The sequence below is a fragment of the Brachybacterium sp. J144 genome, from assembly GCF_036321705.1.
Classification (GTDB): domain Bacteria; phylum Actinomycetota; class Actinomycetes; order Actinomycetales; family Dermabacteraceae; genus Brachybacterium.
On record NZ_JAZDCG010000021.1, the window covers coordinates 1 to 15,408 of the forward strand.

At 73.4% G+C, this 15,408-nt stretch carries 11 protein-coding genes and 1 tRNA gene; 4 read left to right on the forward strand and 8 right to left on the reverse strand.

Features of this window, described 5'->3' with window-relative positions; all coding sequences use genetic code 11:
- Window positions 1-244: 244 nt before the first annotated feature.
- On the forward strand, window positions 245-1,225 hold the full coding sequence (locus V1260_RS07540; protein WP_329746202.1) for a formylglycine-generating enzyme family protein: 981 nt from the start codon (window positions 245-247) through the stop codon (window positions 1,223-1,225).
- 279 nt (window positions 1,226-1,504) lie between these two features.
- Entirely contained in the window at window positions 1,505-3,781 is a 2,277-nt protein-coding gene (locus V1260_RS07545; RefSeq protein ID WP_329746203.1) for a glycoside hydrolase family 3 C-terminal domain-containing protein, read from the forward strand.
- 146 nt (window positions 3,782-3,927) lie between these two features.
- On the opposite strand, the gene V1260_RS07550 is transcribed toward V1260_RS07545, so the two are convergent.
- The 3 genes from V1260_RS07550 to V1260_RS07560 all read right to left on the reverse strand — a co-directional run bounded on the left by V1260_RS07550 (window position 3,928) and on the right by V1260_RS07560 (window position 6,948).
- A complete protein-coding gene (locus V1260_RS07550) occupies window positions 3,928-5,049 on the reverse strand; it encodes a LacI family DNA-binding transcriptional regulator (RefSeq protein WP_329746204.1) in 1,122 nt (373 codons plus the stop codon).
- A gap of 100 nt (window positions 5,050-5,149) precedes the next feature.
- Window positions 5,150-6,142, reverse strand: coding sequence for a hydroxyacid dehydrogenase (locus tag V1260_RS07555; protein WP_329746205.1), 993 nt, complete (start codon window positions 6,140-6,142; stop codon window positions 5,150-5,152).
- Complete coding sequence (locus V1260_RS07560; protein ID WP_329746206.1) at window positions 6,139-6,948, reverse strand: sugar phosphate isomerase/epimerase family protein; 810 nt, start codon at window positions 6,946-6,948, stop codon at window positions 6,139-6,141. Before V1260_RS07560 ends, V1260_RS07555 begins: the two co-directional genes overlap by 4 nt.
- A 299-nt stretch (window positions 6,949-7,247) precedes the next feature.
- Here V1260_RS07560 and V1260_RS07565 point away from each other — a divergent pair, with 299 nt between their 5' ends.
- Window positions 7,248-8,483 (forward strand): multidrug effflux MFS transporter, encoded by a 1,236-nt coding sequence (locus tag V1260_RS07565; RefSeq protein ID WP_329746207.1) that lies wholly within the window; start codon window positions 7,248-7,250, stop codon window positions 8,481-8,483.
- A gap of 86 nt (window positions 8,484-8,569) precedes the next feature.
- On the opposite strand, the gene V1260_RS07570 is transcribed toward V1260_RS07565, so the two are convergent.
- Window positions 8,570-9,307, reverse strand: coding sequence for a CE1759 family FMN reductase (locus V1260_RS07570; protein ID WP_329746208.1), 738 nt, complete (start codon window positions 9,305-9,307; stop codon window positions 8,570-8,572).
- Window positions 9,307-10,470 (reverse strand): LLM class flavin-dependent oxidoreductase, encoded by a 1,164-nt coding sequence (locus V1260_RS07575; protein WP_329746209.1) that lies wholly within the window; start codon window positions 10,468-10,470, stop codon window positions 9,307-9,309. The genes V1260_RS07570 and V1260_RS07575 overlap by 1 nt, the downstream gene beginning before the upstream one ends.
- A 110-nt stretch (window positions 10,471-10,580) precedes the next feature.
- Here V1260_RS07575 and V1260_RS07580 point away from each other — a divergent pair, with 110 nt between their 5' ends.
- A complete protein-coding gene (locus V1260_RS07580) occupies window positions 10,581-12,677 on the forward strand; it encodes a S9 family peptidase (protein WP_329746210.1) in 2,097 nt (698 codons plus the stop codon).
- Window positions 12,678-12,752: 75 nt separating this feature from the next.
- Here V1260_RS07580 and V1260_RS07585 read toward each other — a convergent pair whose 3' ends face one another.
- The 3 genes from V1260_RS07585 to V1260_RS07595 all read right to left on the reverse strand — a co-directional run bounded on the left by V1260_RS07585 (window position 12,753) and on the right by V1260_RS07595 (window position 15,235).
- Window positions 12,753-14,222, reverse strand: coding sequence for a hypothetical protein (locus V1260_RS07585; protein ID WP_329746211.1), 1,470 nt, complete (start codon window positions 14,220-14,222; stop codon window positions 12,753-12,755).
- A gap of 337 nt (window positions 14,223-14,559) precedes the next feature.
- A complete protein-coding gene (locus tag V1260_RS07590) occupies window positions 14,560-15,081 on the reverse strand; it encodes a GNAT family N-acetyltransferase (protein WP_329746212.1) in 522 nt (173 codons plus the stop codon).
- 66 nt (window positions 15,082-15,147) lie between these two features.
- A tRNA-Ser gene (locus V1260_RS07595) sits at window positions 15,148-15,235 on the reverse strand.
- Window positions 15,236-15,408: the final 173 nt, after the last annotated feature.

The following is a 15,408-nucleotide window of genomic DNA, read 5'->3' on the forward strand; positions in this document are numbered from 1 at the left end:
CTGGTCCTGCCCCACGCGTGAGCCGGGGCAGCGGGACGCGGGTGATGCGAGCTGCACATATCCGCACCTCGCATCACCCGCGTCCCGACCTCCACATGCGCCCCCGACGGCGACGCGCGCCGTCTCGCCCGGCCTCGCTCGGGTGACACGCGCTCCCGCGCCGGGGCCCGGGCGAGGGAGGATGGAGCCCTCGGCCCGGGGACGCACGGCCCAGCCGGAACCACCGGCGACAGGAGACTCCTCGATGACCAACGGATGCGGATGCGGCTGTGGCACCCCGAGCCGGGAGCAGCTGCTGGGGATGCCCGCCCCTCGCCCCGCCCCCGCGCCGAGCGCGCCCGCGACCGGACGCCACCCGATCGAGCAGATCAGCGTCCCCGCGGGCACCTTCACGATGGGCGACTCCTCCGGGGACCGGAACCGGGCAGATGGCGAGGTGCCGCGGCACGAGGTGTCGATCAGCGCCCTCGAGATGGATGCCACGACGGTCACCAACGACGCCTTCGCCCGCTTCGTCGAGGACACCGGATACGTCACTGAGGCGGAGTCCTTCGGGTTCTCGGCCGTCTTCCACCTCGCGATCGCCGCCGCGCCCGAGGACCTCATGGGCCCGGCGTCGGGCACGCCCTGGTGGGCCGGCGTCCGCGGCGCCGACTGGCGCCACCCCGGTGGTCGGCGCTCCGACCTCGACGGGCTCGGTGACCATCCCGTCGTGCACATGAGCTGGAACGACGCCCAGGCCTATTGCGCCTGGGCGGGCCGCCGCCTGCCCACGGAGGCCGAGTGGGAGTTCGCCGCCCGCGGCGGCATCGAGGGGGCGAAGTACCCCTGGGGCGATGCCGAGGTCGACGAGGGCGGCTGGCGCGCCAACATCTTCCAGGGGGACTTCCCGCGGGAGAACACCCTCGAGGACGGCTATCTCACCACCGCCCCCGGACGCTCCTTCGCACCCAACGGCTACGGACTGTGGCAGATGGTCGGCAACGTGTGGGAGTGGTGCGAGGACTGGTTCCACCCCGCCGCCTACCGTCGGCCCGGCCTACGCGGCGAGATCCTCGACCCGACGGGCCCCGAGGAGGGGCAGGCGCGGGTCCTCCGCGGCGGCAGCTACCTCTGCCACATCTCGTACTGCAACCGCTACCGCAACTCCGCGCGCTCGCAGAACACCCCCGACTCCTCGATGGGCAACGCCGGCTTCCGCACGGTCGCCCGCCGGGAGGGGTAGGTCTCGCGGCGGCCGAGCACCGTCAGGCGCAGGTCAGAGCCGCCCCAGACCCCGACGATCGCACCGTTCAGGCCACGCTCCGGGGCGCTGACACGCGGGGGCGCCGACGGGGTGACTGTCATGGGGAGCCCCCATCAGTCAGGTGGGGCCCACCTCAGCGGTCAGGTGGCGGTGCGGGGAAGAGGTGGCGTCCCGTCGCCCCCTGCCCAACCCCTGGCTCCCCTCCGGTTACTCGTGTAAGTTTTGGCCATCCCGTCTGAGCACGCAGAGGAGCTCGCCATGACCACCCCGGATCACGCCACCACCGCGCCCACCCATCCGCTCCTGCGCGGCAGCGACGAGGTCGCCGCCCTGCCCGCCGCCGAGAAGGTCGCGCTGACCGGCGGAGCGGACTTCTGGTACACCCACGGCGCACCGAGCCTCGGCCTCGAGGCCGTCATGACCAGCGACGGCCCGCACGGCCTGCGAACCCAGAAGGCCGACGCCGACCACCTGGGCCTGCACGACTCGGTCCCCGCCACCTGCTTCCCGCCGGCCGTCGGCCTCTCCGCCTCGTGGAGCCGTGAGACCGCCGCCGCCGTCGCCGCCGCGATCGCCGAGGAGGCCATCGCCGAGGGCGTCTCCGTCATGCTCGGCCCCGGCATGAACATCAAGCGCTCACCCCTGTGCGGCCGCAACTTCGAGTACTTCTCCGAGGACCCCCACCTCGCGGGCGAGATGGCCGTCGCCTACGTGAACGGCATGCAGGACCGCGGCGTCGGCACCTCCGTGAAGCACTTCGCGCTGAACAACCAGGAGACCGACCGCATGCGCGTCGACGTCTCCGTCGACGAGCGCACCCTGCACGAGATCTACCTGCGCGCCTTCCGCGCCGTCGTCACCCGCGCCCAGCCGTGGACGATCATGTGCTCCTACAACTCGGTGCTCGGCACCCTCGTCTCCCAGAACCCCTTCCTGCTTTCCGAGGTGCTCCGTGAGCAGTGGGGTTTCGAGGGCCTGGTCGTCTCCGACTGGGGCGCCGTCGTGGACCGCCCCGCCGCCGTCGCCGCGGGCCTGGACCTGCAGATGCCCGCCGATCCCGGCGCCGAGCAGGCCCTCGCCGCCGCCCTCGAGGCCGGCGAGATCGACCCCGCGCACGTGGACCGCGCGGCGACGAAGGTGGTCGAGCTGCTGCGGAAGTCCGCCGCCGTCCGCTCCGCCGACGCGACCTACGACGTCGACGCCCACCACCGGGTCGCGCTCGAGGCCGCCCGCCGCGCGATCGTGCTGCTGCGCAACGAGGACCAGCTGCTGCCGCTCGACCCCGCGGCCGCTGCTGCGGACGGCGGCCTCGCCGTCATCGGCGACTTCGCCCGGACCCCTCGCTACCAGGGCGCCGGCTCCTCGCACGTGAACGCCCACCGCCTCTCCACCGCGCTCGACGCGATCCGCGAGACCGCCGGGGAGGTCCCCTTCGCGCGCGGCTTCGTCCCCGGCGGTGCGGAGAGCCCGGCCGACGACGACGCCCTGCGCGCCGAGGCCGTCGAGGTCGCCCGCGCCGCAGGCACCGTCGTGCTCTTCTTGGGGCTCGGCGAGGACGTCGAGTCCGAGGGCTACGACCGCACCGACATGGAGCTGCCCGCCGCCCAGGAGCGGCTGCTCGAGGAGGTGCTCGCGGCGAACCCGCGCACCGTCGTGGTCCTCTCCAACGGCTCCGCGATCCGCCTCTCCGAGACGCTGCGCAGGGCCCCCGCGGTGCTCGAGGCGTGGCTGCTCGGCCAGGCCGGCGGCGAGGCCACGGCCGACGTCCTCTTCGGCCGCGTCGCCCCCTCCGGCAAGCTCGCCGAGACCATCCCGCTGCGCCTCGAGGACGTCCCGGCCACGCCGTACTTCCCGGGGGAGCACGGCCGCGTCACCTACGGCGAGGGCCTCTTCGTCGGCTACCGCGGGCTCGACGCCCGCGGCACCGAGGTCGCCTTCCCCTTCGGTCACGGCCTCAGCTACACCACCTTCGAGTACGCCGACCTCGCCCTGACCGCGCGCGACGGCGGCCTCGTCGCCGAGCTGACCGTCACCAACACCGGCGCCCGCGAGGGCCGCGAGGTGGTCCAGGCCTACGTCTCCGTCCCCGGCAGCTCGATCGCCCGCGCCCCGCGCGAGCTCAAGGGCTTCGCCGACGTCACCCTCGCCCCCGGCGAGTCCGCCCGCGTCACCGTGGAGATGCCGGAGGCGGAGCTGCAGTACTGGGACGTCCGCGCGGGCCAGTGGGCCGTCGAGGGCGGCACGTACCGGGTCGAGATCGGTGCGTCCAGCCGTGACCTGCGCCTGGAGGCCGAGGCGGAGCTCGCCGGCACCGAGCCGCGGATCGAGGCGTCCTTCTCGACCACCCCGCTCGAGCTCGCCGCGATCCCCGGTGGCGCCGAGGCGTTGCACGACCTCGCCGGTCACCTCCCGTTCTTCCAGGATCCGGAGATGGCCAAGATGTTCGAGCAGATCCCCGTCGGCCGGCTCACCGGCTTCGGCGGCTTCTCCCGCGAGCAGATCCAGGAGTTCCTGGACCGCGTCAACGCGTTCTGACGCCGACGGCGGAGGGGCCGCTCCGTGGGGAGCGGCAAATGGTTTGGAACGTGGGGGGGGGGGGGCCCTTTCGGGGGGGCCCCCCCCCTCCGCTTCAGGTCGGTGTGGCGGTGCTGCTGCGGCGGTCCTGTTACGACGGGGCCGGCTCAGGCGAGGCCGGTCAGCGCCGTGGACTCGCCGAGCACCACGTCGCCGCGGAGGTGCACCTCGCGCGCATCGCCCGCTCCGGGAGCCGGCTCGTCGTCGCCGGCCGACGGAGCCCCCGCCGCGTCGTCGGACCCCACCACGTCGGCGCCGCGGCCGGGGACGGACTCGAGCACCCATTCCGCGGCCTGGCGCGCCATCTCCGCGAGCGGCAGCGCGATGGTGGTGAGGGTCGGGTGCGCGTCGGCCGCCCCGGGCACCCCGCCGAAGCCGGCGACCGCGACCCGGCCGGGCACGTCGATCCCGCGCCGACGCAGCTCGCCGAGCGTGCCGAGGGCCATCACGTCGGCCGGCGCGAAGACGCACAGCGGCCGCGGATCGTCGGCGCCAGGGCCGGCGAGGTGCTCGTCGAGGCGGGCCGCGAGCACGTGCCCGCCGTCGCGGGTCAGCTCCGCGGCGCAGCTCAGCTCCGGCTCGATCCCGGCCTCGGTGAGCGCGGCGACGAACCCGCCGGTGCGGTCGCCGGCCGACGGGATCCCGGCGATGCCCTCGACCAGGGCGAAGCGCTGGTGACCCTCGACGATCAGCGAGGTCGCGAGCTCGTGAGCGGCGGCGGCGTTGTCGAGGACGATCGTGCGGCCGACGCCGAGGGACTGCCCGAGCCCGACGACCTTCCCGCCGTTGCGCTCGAAGCCCTGCAGGAGGGTGCTGATCGCGGCATCGGCCTCGGTGCCGTAGCGGTGCGAGCCGACCAGCACGAGGGCGTCGACCTGCTGGGCGATGAGGGCGCGCAGGGCGCGGATCTCGGTGTCGATCACGCGGTCGGTCTGGGTGAGCAGCACCTGCGACTGCGAGGCGAAGACCTGCTGCTGCACCTCGCGGGCGATGGTCGCGAAGTAGGGGTCGGCGATGTCGTGGACCACGAGGCCGATGAGTCCCGAGCGGGAGCGGGCTAGGGCTTGAGCCTGGGCGTTGGGGACGTAGCCGAGCTTGTCCGCGGAGGCGCGGACCTTGTCGGCGACGGCCTTGCCGGGCACGCGGGCGGAGCCGTTGAGCACCCGCGAGGCGGTGGCCAGGGAGACCCCGGCATCCTGGGCGACGTCGCTGAGGCGCACGGCGGGCATCGGGTCTCCTTCTGCAGGTCCTGCGGGTGGGGTGGGAAACGCTGTCCCGCCCGGTCAGCTTAACGAGGCGGGTGCTCCCGGAGCGGGCCGGGAGGCTCGCTCAGGCCGTGAGATCCCTCCGATTCCCGTCCACCGGCCAGCGGGGCGGCTCCCCGGCGGCGAGCCGCCGGATCTCCTCGAGCGCGGCGCCGCCGAGACGGTGCAGCTCGTTGCCGAGGGAGCCGGCGATGTGCGGGGTGATCGTCGCGAGCGGCGCGTCCCACAGCGGGTCGTCCGTGGCGAGGTCGTCGTGCACGTCGAGCACGGCGGCGAGCCGTCCCGCGACCACCTCGTCGCGCAGGGCGTCGAGGTCCACGAGGGCGGGCCGGGCGGTGTTGACGAAGGTGGTGCCGTCCCGCATCAGCGCGAGCAGCTCCCGGCTGACCATGCCGCGGGTCGAAGGGACGTCCGGGGCGTGCAGGCTCACCACGTCGCTGCGGGCGTACAGCTCCTCGGGCTCGACCTTCGTCGCGCCGAGCTCGGCGATCCGCTCCGCGCCGACGTACGGGTCGGTGATCAGCACCTCCACGTCGAAGCGCCGCAGATGCTCGGCGACCAGCAACCCGATGCGGGAGGCGCCGACGAGCCCGACCACCGCCCCGTGGTTCCCGATCCCGGGATCGGAGGCGGCGGCGTGCTCGGGGCGTCGCAGACGCCGGTAGCGCGCCTCCTGGGCGCGGGTCCGTTTGCCGGCGAGCAGGATGTGGGCGAGCGCGTACTCGGCGACGGGCACCGCGTTCGCCTCGGTCGCGGAGGTGACGGTGATCCCGCCGCGCTCCCACACGGCGTCCGTGACGGTGAAGCGGACGGTCCCGGCGGTGTGCACGATCGCGCGTAGGGTGGGCAGACGGTCGAGGGCCGCGGCGTCGATCGCGGGGGAGCCCCAGCCGGTCACCAGCACCTCGACGGTCGCGAGCTCCGCATCGGGGACGGCGGTGAGGTCCGGCGCGGCGCGCTCGATGTCGATCTCCGCCAGACGGGCCAGCTCCTCGAGCTGACCGGGCGAGAACATGCGGTGCTGCAGGCCGGCGGGCAGGGCCAGCAGGGCTCTCATCGGGCCGGTTCCTCGGGAGCGGCCGACGCCGCCCGGTGCTTCCCGGCGGCGATCAGCGCCCTCAAGGTCTCTGCCTCGCCCTCGAGCGTGGCGGGGTCGTCGCCCGGCACGAACTCGAGCAGGGCGTCGCGGGGCGAACCTTCGGCGACGAGGATTCCGAAGACCTGCTCCCACAGCTCGCCCCGCTCGGCGAGGGGGAGGCGCTTGGAGCCCGGCCACCAGGAGAAGACGTGGATCGTCGAGGCGTGGGGGAGTGTCGCGCGGAGCGTCGCGAGGGCGTCCGCATCCGGCATGTCCTGGTGCGGCTGCCAGTACGAGAGCACGTTCTCCCGGCTCACCTCGTCGAGCAGGGCGAGGGTCGAGCCGATCTCGTCGGTCAGGGTGCGGCCGTGGAACTCGAGGCCGACCTCCACCCCGGCCTCCCCGGCCCGGTCCGCGAAGGCGCGCACGCGAGCGGCGATCCGGGCCCGCTCCTCGGGTGCGACGTCGGCCGATCCCTGGCTGCCTGCCCAGACCCGGATCCGCGGGGCGCCGAGCGCGACCGCCGAGGCGAGCACCGCCTCCCCGTCGGCCCGCACCTGCTCCTCGTCGCCCTCGAAGCGCAGGTAGGAGCCGTAGGAGGCGACGTCGAGGAGGGCATTCTCGGTGAGCGCGCGGACCTCCTCGGCACGCCCCGGGTCGCCCGGCGGCACGTGCACGTCCCCCGCCCATTCGATGCGGGACAGGCCCGCGCCGACGGTCAGGTCGACGATCTGCTCGGGCGACAGCGGGCGAAAGGTGACGGAGCAGAGTCCGGCGCGGATCATGGGGATCCCTCCGTTCGAGGCGGCGACGCGGCACCGGGGCGGAGCTCCGGATCCAGTCGGTGGAAAGCGATTGCACCGAGCGTAGTCCAGGGGTGGCGTCGCGGTGCGCGGTCCGGGGATGCCGCTCCGAGGGGTGCTCGGTCCTGGGGTGCCCTGGGAGGGACTGGCTCGTGCCACCCGCCGATGGTGGACTGAGGACCTCCCTCCTCCCGCCACCGCGCCCTCTGCATCTCCCGCCTCCCCGCCCTGCGTCCCCCACCGCCCCGCCCTGCATTCCCCCGAGGAAGAACCGCCCCGCCGTGACCACCACGCTCCCCGCGCCCACCACCCCGGTCATCCCGAAGGTCCTGCCCTGGATCCTCCTGCTACTGACCGTCTTCGGCCCCATCTCGATGGACCTCTACCTGCCCGCGCTCCCGGCCCTCACCGCGGAGCTCGGCGCCGTCACGTCTGTCGCCCAGCTGACGGTGACCGCCTGCTTGCTCGGCCTCGCCTCCGGCCAGCTGCTCGCCGGACCCGCATCCGACCAGTACGGACGCCGCCGCATCCTGCTCCTCGGCGTCGCCGCCTATGTCGTCTTCTCGACCCTCTGCGCGCTGAGCCCGAGCATCGAGCTGCTGATCGCGGCCCGCTACGTGCAGGGCCTCGCCGGCGGGGTCGGCGTGGTCATCGCCCAGGCCGCGGGCCGCGACCTCTTCGACGGCCGCGAGCTGATCCGCTTCTACGGCCGACTCGCCGTCGCCGGCCCCACTGCCGCGATCGTCGGCCCCCTGATCGGCGGGCTGCTGAACGTCTTCTTCGACTGGCGCGGGCTGTTCGCCTTCCTCGCCGTCGTCGGCGTGGTGCTGCTGATCCTCTCGGCGACCCTGTTCACCGAGACCCTGCCGCCCGAGCGGCGCAGCAGCGGCGGGCTCGGGCGCACCGGCGCCGACCTGCGGGTCCTGATCGCCGACCGCGTCTTCGTCGGCGCCGTCCTCACGCAGGGCTTCGTCTACGCCGCGATCTTCGCCTATCTCGCCGGCTCCACCTTCGTGCTCCAGGAGATCTACGGCCTGTCCCCGCAGGGATACGCCGCCGCCTTCGCCCTGAACTCCACCGGCGCGGTCCTCGGCGGCTGGACGGGCGGGCGCCTCGCCGAGCGCTGGAACGTCCACGGCGCCCTGTTCGCGGGGATCGGCGTGACCGGGCTCGGCGCCCTGGGACTGCTTCTCGCGGGTCTCGCACCGATGCCGCTCGCCGTCGTCGTCGCCTCGCTGTTCCTGCTCGCGTGCGGCGCGCAGCTGGCCTCCCCGGCCGGCACCACCCTCGCCCTGCGGGAGTACCCGCAGATGGCGGGCACCGCCGGGTCGATCCTAGGCACCGCGCGCTTCGGTTTCGGCGCGATCTCGGCGCCCTTCGTCGGCATCGCCGGCTCGCTGAGCATCCTCCCGCTGGGCGTGATCACCACCGGCTGCGCCGTGCTCGCCGTGGCGGCCGGGCTGCTCACGCTGCGGCGACGGCCCGCGCTCGTCGAGGAGCCGGTGGCCATCGGGTGAGCGGTGCGAGTCCCCGGGGGGCCTGTCGGCCGCGTCCCGACCCCGAGAGGGGGCGCGGCCGACAGGGGTGTGAGGCCGGGCGGCGGTCAGCCGCGGCGCAGCAGCTGCCCCATCGGCACGAAGTCCGAGAACTCCGGGTCGAGGGCGGGGCGCGCGGAGCTCTCCGCGACGTCCTCCGCGTCGGGCGCAGGTGCGGCCTCCTCGGCGGCGGTCATCCCGTCGGTCGCCGCCCCGGCACCCGCAGCGATCCCGCGGCGGACTCGCAGCATCGTCGCGAGCTCGGCCGCGGCCCGGCGCACCCGCACGGCGAGCGGCTGCGCGTCGGCCTGGTGCTCGGTGTCGGCGCCGAAGTCGGCCGACGCTGCGAACACCGAGGTGGGGACCAGGTCCGCCTTCAGATAGCCGAACATCGGGCGGAGCGCGTAGTCGATCGCGAGGGAGTGGCGGGCGGTGCCGGCGGTAGCGCCGAGCAGCACCGGCTTGTCCGCCCACAGTGCGGTGTCGAAGACGTCGACGAACATCTTGAACAGCCCCGCGGGGCCGACGTTGAAGATCGGCGTGACCGCCACGATCGCGTCGGCCGCACGGACCTGCTCGATCACCATCGCGAGGCGCTCGCTGGGGAAGCGGGTCAGCAGCGCATCGGTGAGATCGTGGGCGTACTCGCGCAGCTCCACGGTGCTCACCTCGACCTGCGTCCCGTCGGCGCCGAGGGCGGCGGCAGTCTCGCGGGTCATCTGGTCGGCGAGCATGCGGGTGGAGCTTGGGGTGGAGAGCCCGGAGGAGATGGCCAGGATCCGGAAGGTCGCGGTGTGGGCCGTCATCACTTCGCCTCCTTCGCGTCCTCGGCGCGGAGGCCGGTCCAGTTGTCGCCGGTCTCGAACTTGTAGGCGTCGTCGAACGCGCCGCGCTCCGCCTCGGCGGCGGCGACCCGGTTCGCGTGGGTGGGCGCCTCGGGGACGTCGGCGGGCTTGCGAGCCTCGAGCTCGCGGCGCAGCACGGGGACGACCTCGGTGCCCAGCAGCTCGATCTGCTCGAGGACCGTCTTCTGCGGGAGGCCCGCGTGGTCCACGAGGAACATCTGGCGCTGGTAGTCGCCGACGTGGTCGGCCATGGTCAGGTACCGCTCGACGACCTGCTCGGGGGAACCGACGGTGAGCGGGGTGGCGCGGGTGAAGTCCTCCATCGAGGGGCCGCCGCCGTAGACCGGGGCGTTGTCGAAGTAGGGCCGGAACTCGTTCCACGCGTCCTGGCTGTTCTTGCGCATGAACGCCTGGCCGCCGAGGCCCACATAGGCCTGGTGGGCCTTGCCGTGGCCGTAGTGCTCGTAGCGCTCGCGGTACAGCTGCACCATCTGCTTCGTGTGGCTCATGGGCCAGAAGATGTTGTTGTGCAGGAAGCCGTCGCCGTAGTACGCGGCCTGCTCGGCGATCTGCGGGGATCGGATCGAGCCGTGCCACACGAAGGGCGCGACGCCGTCCAGCGGGCGCGGGGTGGCGGTGAACTGCTGCAGCGGGGTGCGGAACTGGCCCTCCCAGTCCACGACGTCCTCGGTCCACAGGCGGCGCAGCAGGTCGTAGTTCTCGATCGCGAGCTCGATGCCCTTGCGGATGTCCTGGCCGAACCAGGGGTAGACCGGGCCGGTGTTGCCGCGGCCCATCACCAGGTCGACGCGGCCGCCGGTGAGGTGCTGCAGCATCGCGTAGTCCTCCGCGATCTTCACCGGGTCATTCGTGGTGATCAGCGTGGTCGCGGTGGAGAGGATGATCTTCTCCGTTTGCGCGCCGAGGTACGCGAGCGTGGTGGTGGGGGAGGAGGTGACGAAGGGCGGGTTGTGGTGCTCGCCGATCGCGAAGACGTCCAGGCCCACCTGCTCGGCGAGCTTGCCCTGCTCGATCATCGAGCGCAGACGCTCGTTCTCGGTGGGCACCTTCCCGGTGGTGGGGTCCGGGGTGATGTCGGCGATGGTGAAGATTCCGAACTGCATGGCGAGGCTCCTCGGTCTGTTCGGTCCGTCTGTGAAGATGTTTCAACTTTAAACTACCGTCTCGCGGGAGCGCAAGCCTCGGGCCGACGGGGGTGGCAGGATGGTGCGCCATGACATACGCGAGCATCGAGGCCCTGCTGGACGCCGCCCGACTGGGACGGCTCGAGACCACGGAGGGCGGGAGGATCCTCGCGACCGTCTCCCGTCCCGACGCGAAGGGCACTGCCTACGTCACCTCGCTCGTCGAGCTCGAAGACGAGCGGGTGCTGCCCCTGACCCGCGGCGCCGCCTCGATCGGCGCGGTCGCCGCCGCGGAGGACGGCACCGTGTACTTCACCGCGAAGCGGATCGGGGAGGACGGAGAGGAGTCCGAAGATGCCCAGCTGTGGGGCCTGCCTCCGCGCGGCGAGGCCCGCCAGCTCGCGGCCCGCCCCGGCGGCTTCGGCGCGCTGCACCTCTCCGGGAAACTGCTGATCGCCGAGCTCGCCGTCCACTCGCAGGCGGCCGACGAGGCCGAGCACGTCGAGCTGGGCCGCGCCCGCAAGGACGCCAAGGTCAGCGCCGCCCTTCACGACGGCTTCCCCACCCGCTACTGGGATCACGACCTCGGGCCGGCGCGCACCGTCCTCGCCGTCGCGGAGCTGCCGGCGGACCTCGCGACCGCCGAGGCGACGTCCGGGCCGTCGGCCGGAGGCGCGAGCGTGCCCGCCGACGAGGCGGACCCGTCGGCCGGAGCCGCCGAGGCGGACCCGTCGGCCGACGACGACGCCCCCGCCGCGCAGGTGCTGCACTTCCGCCACCTCGCGATGCCGGCCGGACGCCTGACCTCCTGGACCGTGGACCGACAGGGCGCCCGCGCGCTCGTCTCGATGTCCGACTCGCACGGCGAGATCCTCGCCTCCGGCCACCTGCACCTGCTCGACCTGCGCGGCGAGCAGCCGCCCCGCCTGCTGCGCGAGCCCACCGGCGAGGTCGAGTACGGACCCGGCGCGTTCAGCCCCGACGGCACCCGCGTGCTGATCTCCCGCCACCGCATCTGGACCGAGACCCAGACCATGAGCTCCGCGGTCGAGCTGCTCGACCTCGCCACCGGCACCACCGTGCCCGTCTGGCCCGAGCTCGACCACTGGGTCGACCCGGTGTGGGTCGACGGTGAGACTCTCGCCGCGGCCTCCGACGACCAGGGGCGCGGCTCGCTCTGGATCGGCGCCCTCACCGACCCGGCCCCGCGCCGACTCGTCGGCGGGCCCGAGCAGGAGCTGTCCTTCGCGGACCTCTCCGTCGCCGGCGGCCGCCTCATCGCCTCGGCCTCCTCCGTCGCCTGCGCCCCGCATCCCGTCGCCGTCGACCCGTCGGACGGTCGCCTCTCCCGCCTGCCGAACCCGGCCGACGAGGTCGAGCAGACCGGCTCCCTCACCGAGGTCACCGCGACCGCCGAGGACGGCACGGCGCTGCGCGCCTGGCTGCGCCTGCCCGACGGGCACGGCCCGCACCCGCTCGTCGTCTTCGCCCACGGCGGTCCGTGGGGCTCCTGGAACGCGTGGACCTACCGCTGGAATCCGAACCCCTTTGTCGCCGCCGGGTACGCCGTGCTGCTGCCCGATCCCGCGATCTCCACCGGCTACGGCCAGGCGATGATCGACCGCGGCCAGCACGAGCTGGGCGGCGCCCCGTTCACCGACATCATGGCGCTGACCGACCAGGCGATCGCCCGCGACGACATCGACGAGGGCGCGACCGCCTTCGCCGGCGGCTCCTACGGCGGATACATGGCGAACTGGGTCGCCGGGCACACCGGGGACCGCTTCCGCTGCATCGTCACCCACGCTTCCCTGTGGGACACCGAGTCGATGGGCCGCACCACCGACAACTCCGGCTGGGAGCTGCCGATGCGTCGGCAGAACCCGGAGCACGATCCGAGCGCGTCCGTGCGCGAGATCGTGGTGCCGATGCTCGTCATCCACGGCGACAAGGACTACCGCGTCCCGATCGCGCAGGGCCATGCGCTCTGGTACGACCTGCACCGCTTCTCCGCGACGCCGCGCGACGCCGAGGGCCGCACGCAGCATCGCTACCTGTACTTCCCGGACGAGGGCCACTGGATCCTGGGCCGCGGCAACGCGCAGGTCTGGTACGAGACCTTCGTCGGCTTCCTCGACGAGCACGTGCGCGGCGAGGACTGGGAGCGGCCGGCGACGCTCGGCTGAGCGGTCGGCCGGGCCGGCGGGGCGGTCGGCGGGCCGGGCCGTGCCCGCCGGGGGCGTCTGGGGCCCGTCAGTCGGTCAGGTCACCTGCTCGACGGGCGCCGCCCAGGTGTTGCACGCCGAGAGGTCGCCGCCGGACTCCAGACCGTTGCGCAGCCATAGCACGCGGGTCGACGGGGTCACCGGGCGGTCACCCTGCTCGGGCCAGGTGGCCTCGTCGAGCAGGCCCTCGCGGAAGGCGCCGCTGGGCTGCGCCTCCGCGGGCAGCTGGCCGAGCGCGGCGGTGGTCAGGCAGCTGCGCTGGAGGTCCCAGCGGATGAACGCCTCGTCGTACGCCGCGGAGTCCCCGGAGTCCTGGAACTGGTTCATCATCGTCACGTAGTACACGGTCAGCGAGCTGTTCCACATGAGGGTGTTCGTGTACGAGTACGAGAGGTCCCACAGGTAGGCCTGGGCGACCTGGTTCTCGTCGGTGAACGCCGTGCCGGTGCCGTAGCCGAGCGGCCAGTAGATCGCGGTGTCCAGGTTGCAGACCGTTGCGAAGTCCGCCCCGAAGTTGTCCGGGTTGTCCGAGCACGACGAGTTCGGCAGCGTCGGATGCTCGTAGACGGTCACCGTCGGGTTGCGCCACGGCAGGCCGCGGTCGGAGCTCGCCGCGGACCACACCTGGTTCAGGCAGCCCGCGCTCGCGTCCAGCACCGCCTGGAGCTGCTCCGCGGTGGCGTCCGGAGGCGTGGGCGGGAGCTCGCAGGTGCCGATGTCGGGCAGGTCCCCGCCGGTGAGCGGGTTGTCCGCGAGGATCTCCGCGAGCTCCTCGGGGGTGCCCGGCGGGCGGTCGTAGGCGGGGATGACCTCGAAGCCCGAGCCCTCCTCGGTGGTCGGATCCGTGGTCGGATCGGTCGTCGGGTCGGACGGCGGGTCCTCCGAGGTGGCGGTGGTCTCCTGCGCCGTGGGGTCCCCGCCGCCGCGGCTGTTCAGGGCGAGGAAGCCGATGCCTCCCGCCACGGCGAGGACCAGTGCGCCGATGCAGGCGATGGCACCGACGAGCAGCGGCCACGTCCGCTTCGACGGCGGCTGCTCACCGGTGGGGCCGGTGGGTCCGGTGGGACCGTAGCCGCCGGGTCCGGAGGGGCTGCCGGGGCCGCCCGGGCCGGTGGGGCCGAAGCCACCGGGTCCGGAGTGGCCGTAGCCGTCCGGGGCGGCGGAGCTGCCGAAACCGCCGGGCGCGTTCTGGCCGTAGCCGCCCGCGGTGCCCTGGCCGTAGCCGGCGGGTGCCGCGGGACTGCCGTAGCCCGGAGAGGGCTGCTGGCCGTAGCCGGGGGAGGGCTGCGCGGGAGAGCCCGTCGGCCCCCATCCCGGCTGCGGGCTGCCGTTCTGCTGCGGGCCGCCGCCATGCTCCGGGCCCTGACCGTACGGCGGAGCCTGGGGAGCCTGCCGGCCCTCGCCCTGCGGCTGCCCCTGCGGCGGCTGTGCCCAAGGATCCGGGCCCGAGCCGCCCTGCCCGTGCTGCGCGCCGGAGCCGTCCCCGCCCCATCCCGGATTCGTCACGTGCTCCCCCTGCGTCGTCGTGGCCGCGTGCCACCGCAGACTAACCGGGACTTTTCGCGCACGGGAGCGTCCCGGGGAAGTGATACGAGGTCGAGACCTCGAGACCCGGCACCCTCCGCGCCACGGCACCCTGTCGCGCCGTCGCCCTTGCGGAGTCCCACGCCGGCCGCCACCGCCTCGCCGCCCCTGCCACCAGACTCTTCGCCACCCCGCGGAAACCCCGCACTTAGGGGGGAATTCGTCGATCATTCCCCCAGGTGCGCGGGGTTACTCGTCGGTCGGGAGCGGAGCTGGGGCCGCGGACGTCAGCGTGCTCCGCGCCGTCCCAGGGCGGAGGTCAGTCGCGCGCCGGCGGGACCGCGGCGTCGTCGAGGCGGAGCAGCAGGAAGCTGAGGTCCAACCAACGCCCGAACTTCTCGCCGACCTGCGGCATCGTTCCCTCGAGGACGAATCCCAGTCGTTTATGGAGCCGGATCGAGCCGACGTTGCCGGCTTCGATGCCTGCGACCATCACGTGGATGCCGGCGGCCCGGGCGTGCTCGATCAATGCCGTGAGCAGGGCGCGCCCGAGTCCCTTGCCTCGTTGGTCCTCCCGCACGTATACGGAATGCTCGACGGTGCGGCGGTAGCCCGAGCGGGTGCGCCAGGTGCCGTAACTGCCGAAGCCGAGAACCTCGCCGGCCTCGTCGACCGCCACCAGCACGGGGAAGCCCGCCGCCTGCCGATCGCTCATCCAGCGGGCGCGATCCTCGACGTCCACCGGATCCTCGTCCCAGATCGCGGTGGTGTGCTCGACCGCGTGATTGTGGATCGCGGTGATGGCCGCGAGGTGGACGGGGGTGGCGTCGATGATCTGCACGATGCTCCTTGGGGCGGTCCGGGACACGAAGAAGGCCCCCCACCGCAGGTGAGGGGCCTTCGCCGCTGGCGGAGGATGGGGGATTTGAACCCCCGAGGGCTTGCACCCAACACGCGTTCCAGGCGTGCGCCATAGGCCGCTAGGCGAATCCTCCAGTGCTCATCAAGAGCAGTGGACAGCGTACCCGACACCCTGGGCCCGCGCGAACCGACCGGGCGCAGGTCACACGGGGCGAGGTCTCCGAGCCGTGTGGACTTCTCCCGCGCCTCCTGGACCGTCGGCTCGTCGGCCTTTCCCGCGCCGCTCTCCCACCTCGCGCTCTCGTTA

Bases quoted from the DNA above. Each gene is read 5' to 3' on its own strand.
- V1260_RS07560 (WP_329746206.1), bottom strand. From the start codon at position 6,948: ATGATCCGCGCCGGACTCTGCTCCGTCACCTTTCGCCCGCTGTCGCCC.
- V1260_RS07580 (WP_329746210.1), top strand. From the start codon at position 10,581: ATGACATACGCGAGCATCGAGGCCCTGCTGGACGCCGCCCGACTGGGA.
- V1260_RS07570 (WP_329746208.1), bottom strand. From the start codon at position 9,307: ATGACGGCCCACACCGCGACCTTCCGGATCCTGGCCATCTCCTCCGGG.
- V1260_RS07555 (WP_329746205.1), bottom strand. From the start codon at position 6,142: ATGAGAGCCCTGCTGGCCCTGCCCGCCGGCCTGCAGCACCGCATGTTC.
- V1260_RS07545 (WP_329746203.1), top strand. From the start codon at position 1,505: ATGACCACCCCGGATCACGCCACCACCGCGCCCACCCATCCGCTCCTG.
- V1260_RS07540 (WP_329746202.1), top strand. From the start codon at position 245: ATGACCAACGGATGCGGATGCGGCTGTGGCACCCCGAGCCGGGAGCAG.
- V1260_RS07575 (WP_329746209.1), bottom strand. From the start codon at position 10,470: ATGCAGTTCGGAATCTTCACCATCGCCGACATCACCCCGGACCCCACC.
- V1260_RS07550 (WP_329746204.1), bottom strand. From the start codon at position 5,049: ATGCCCGCCGTGCGCCTCAGCGACGTCGCCCAGGATGCCGGGGTCTCC.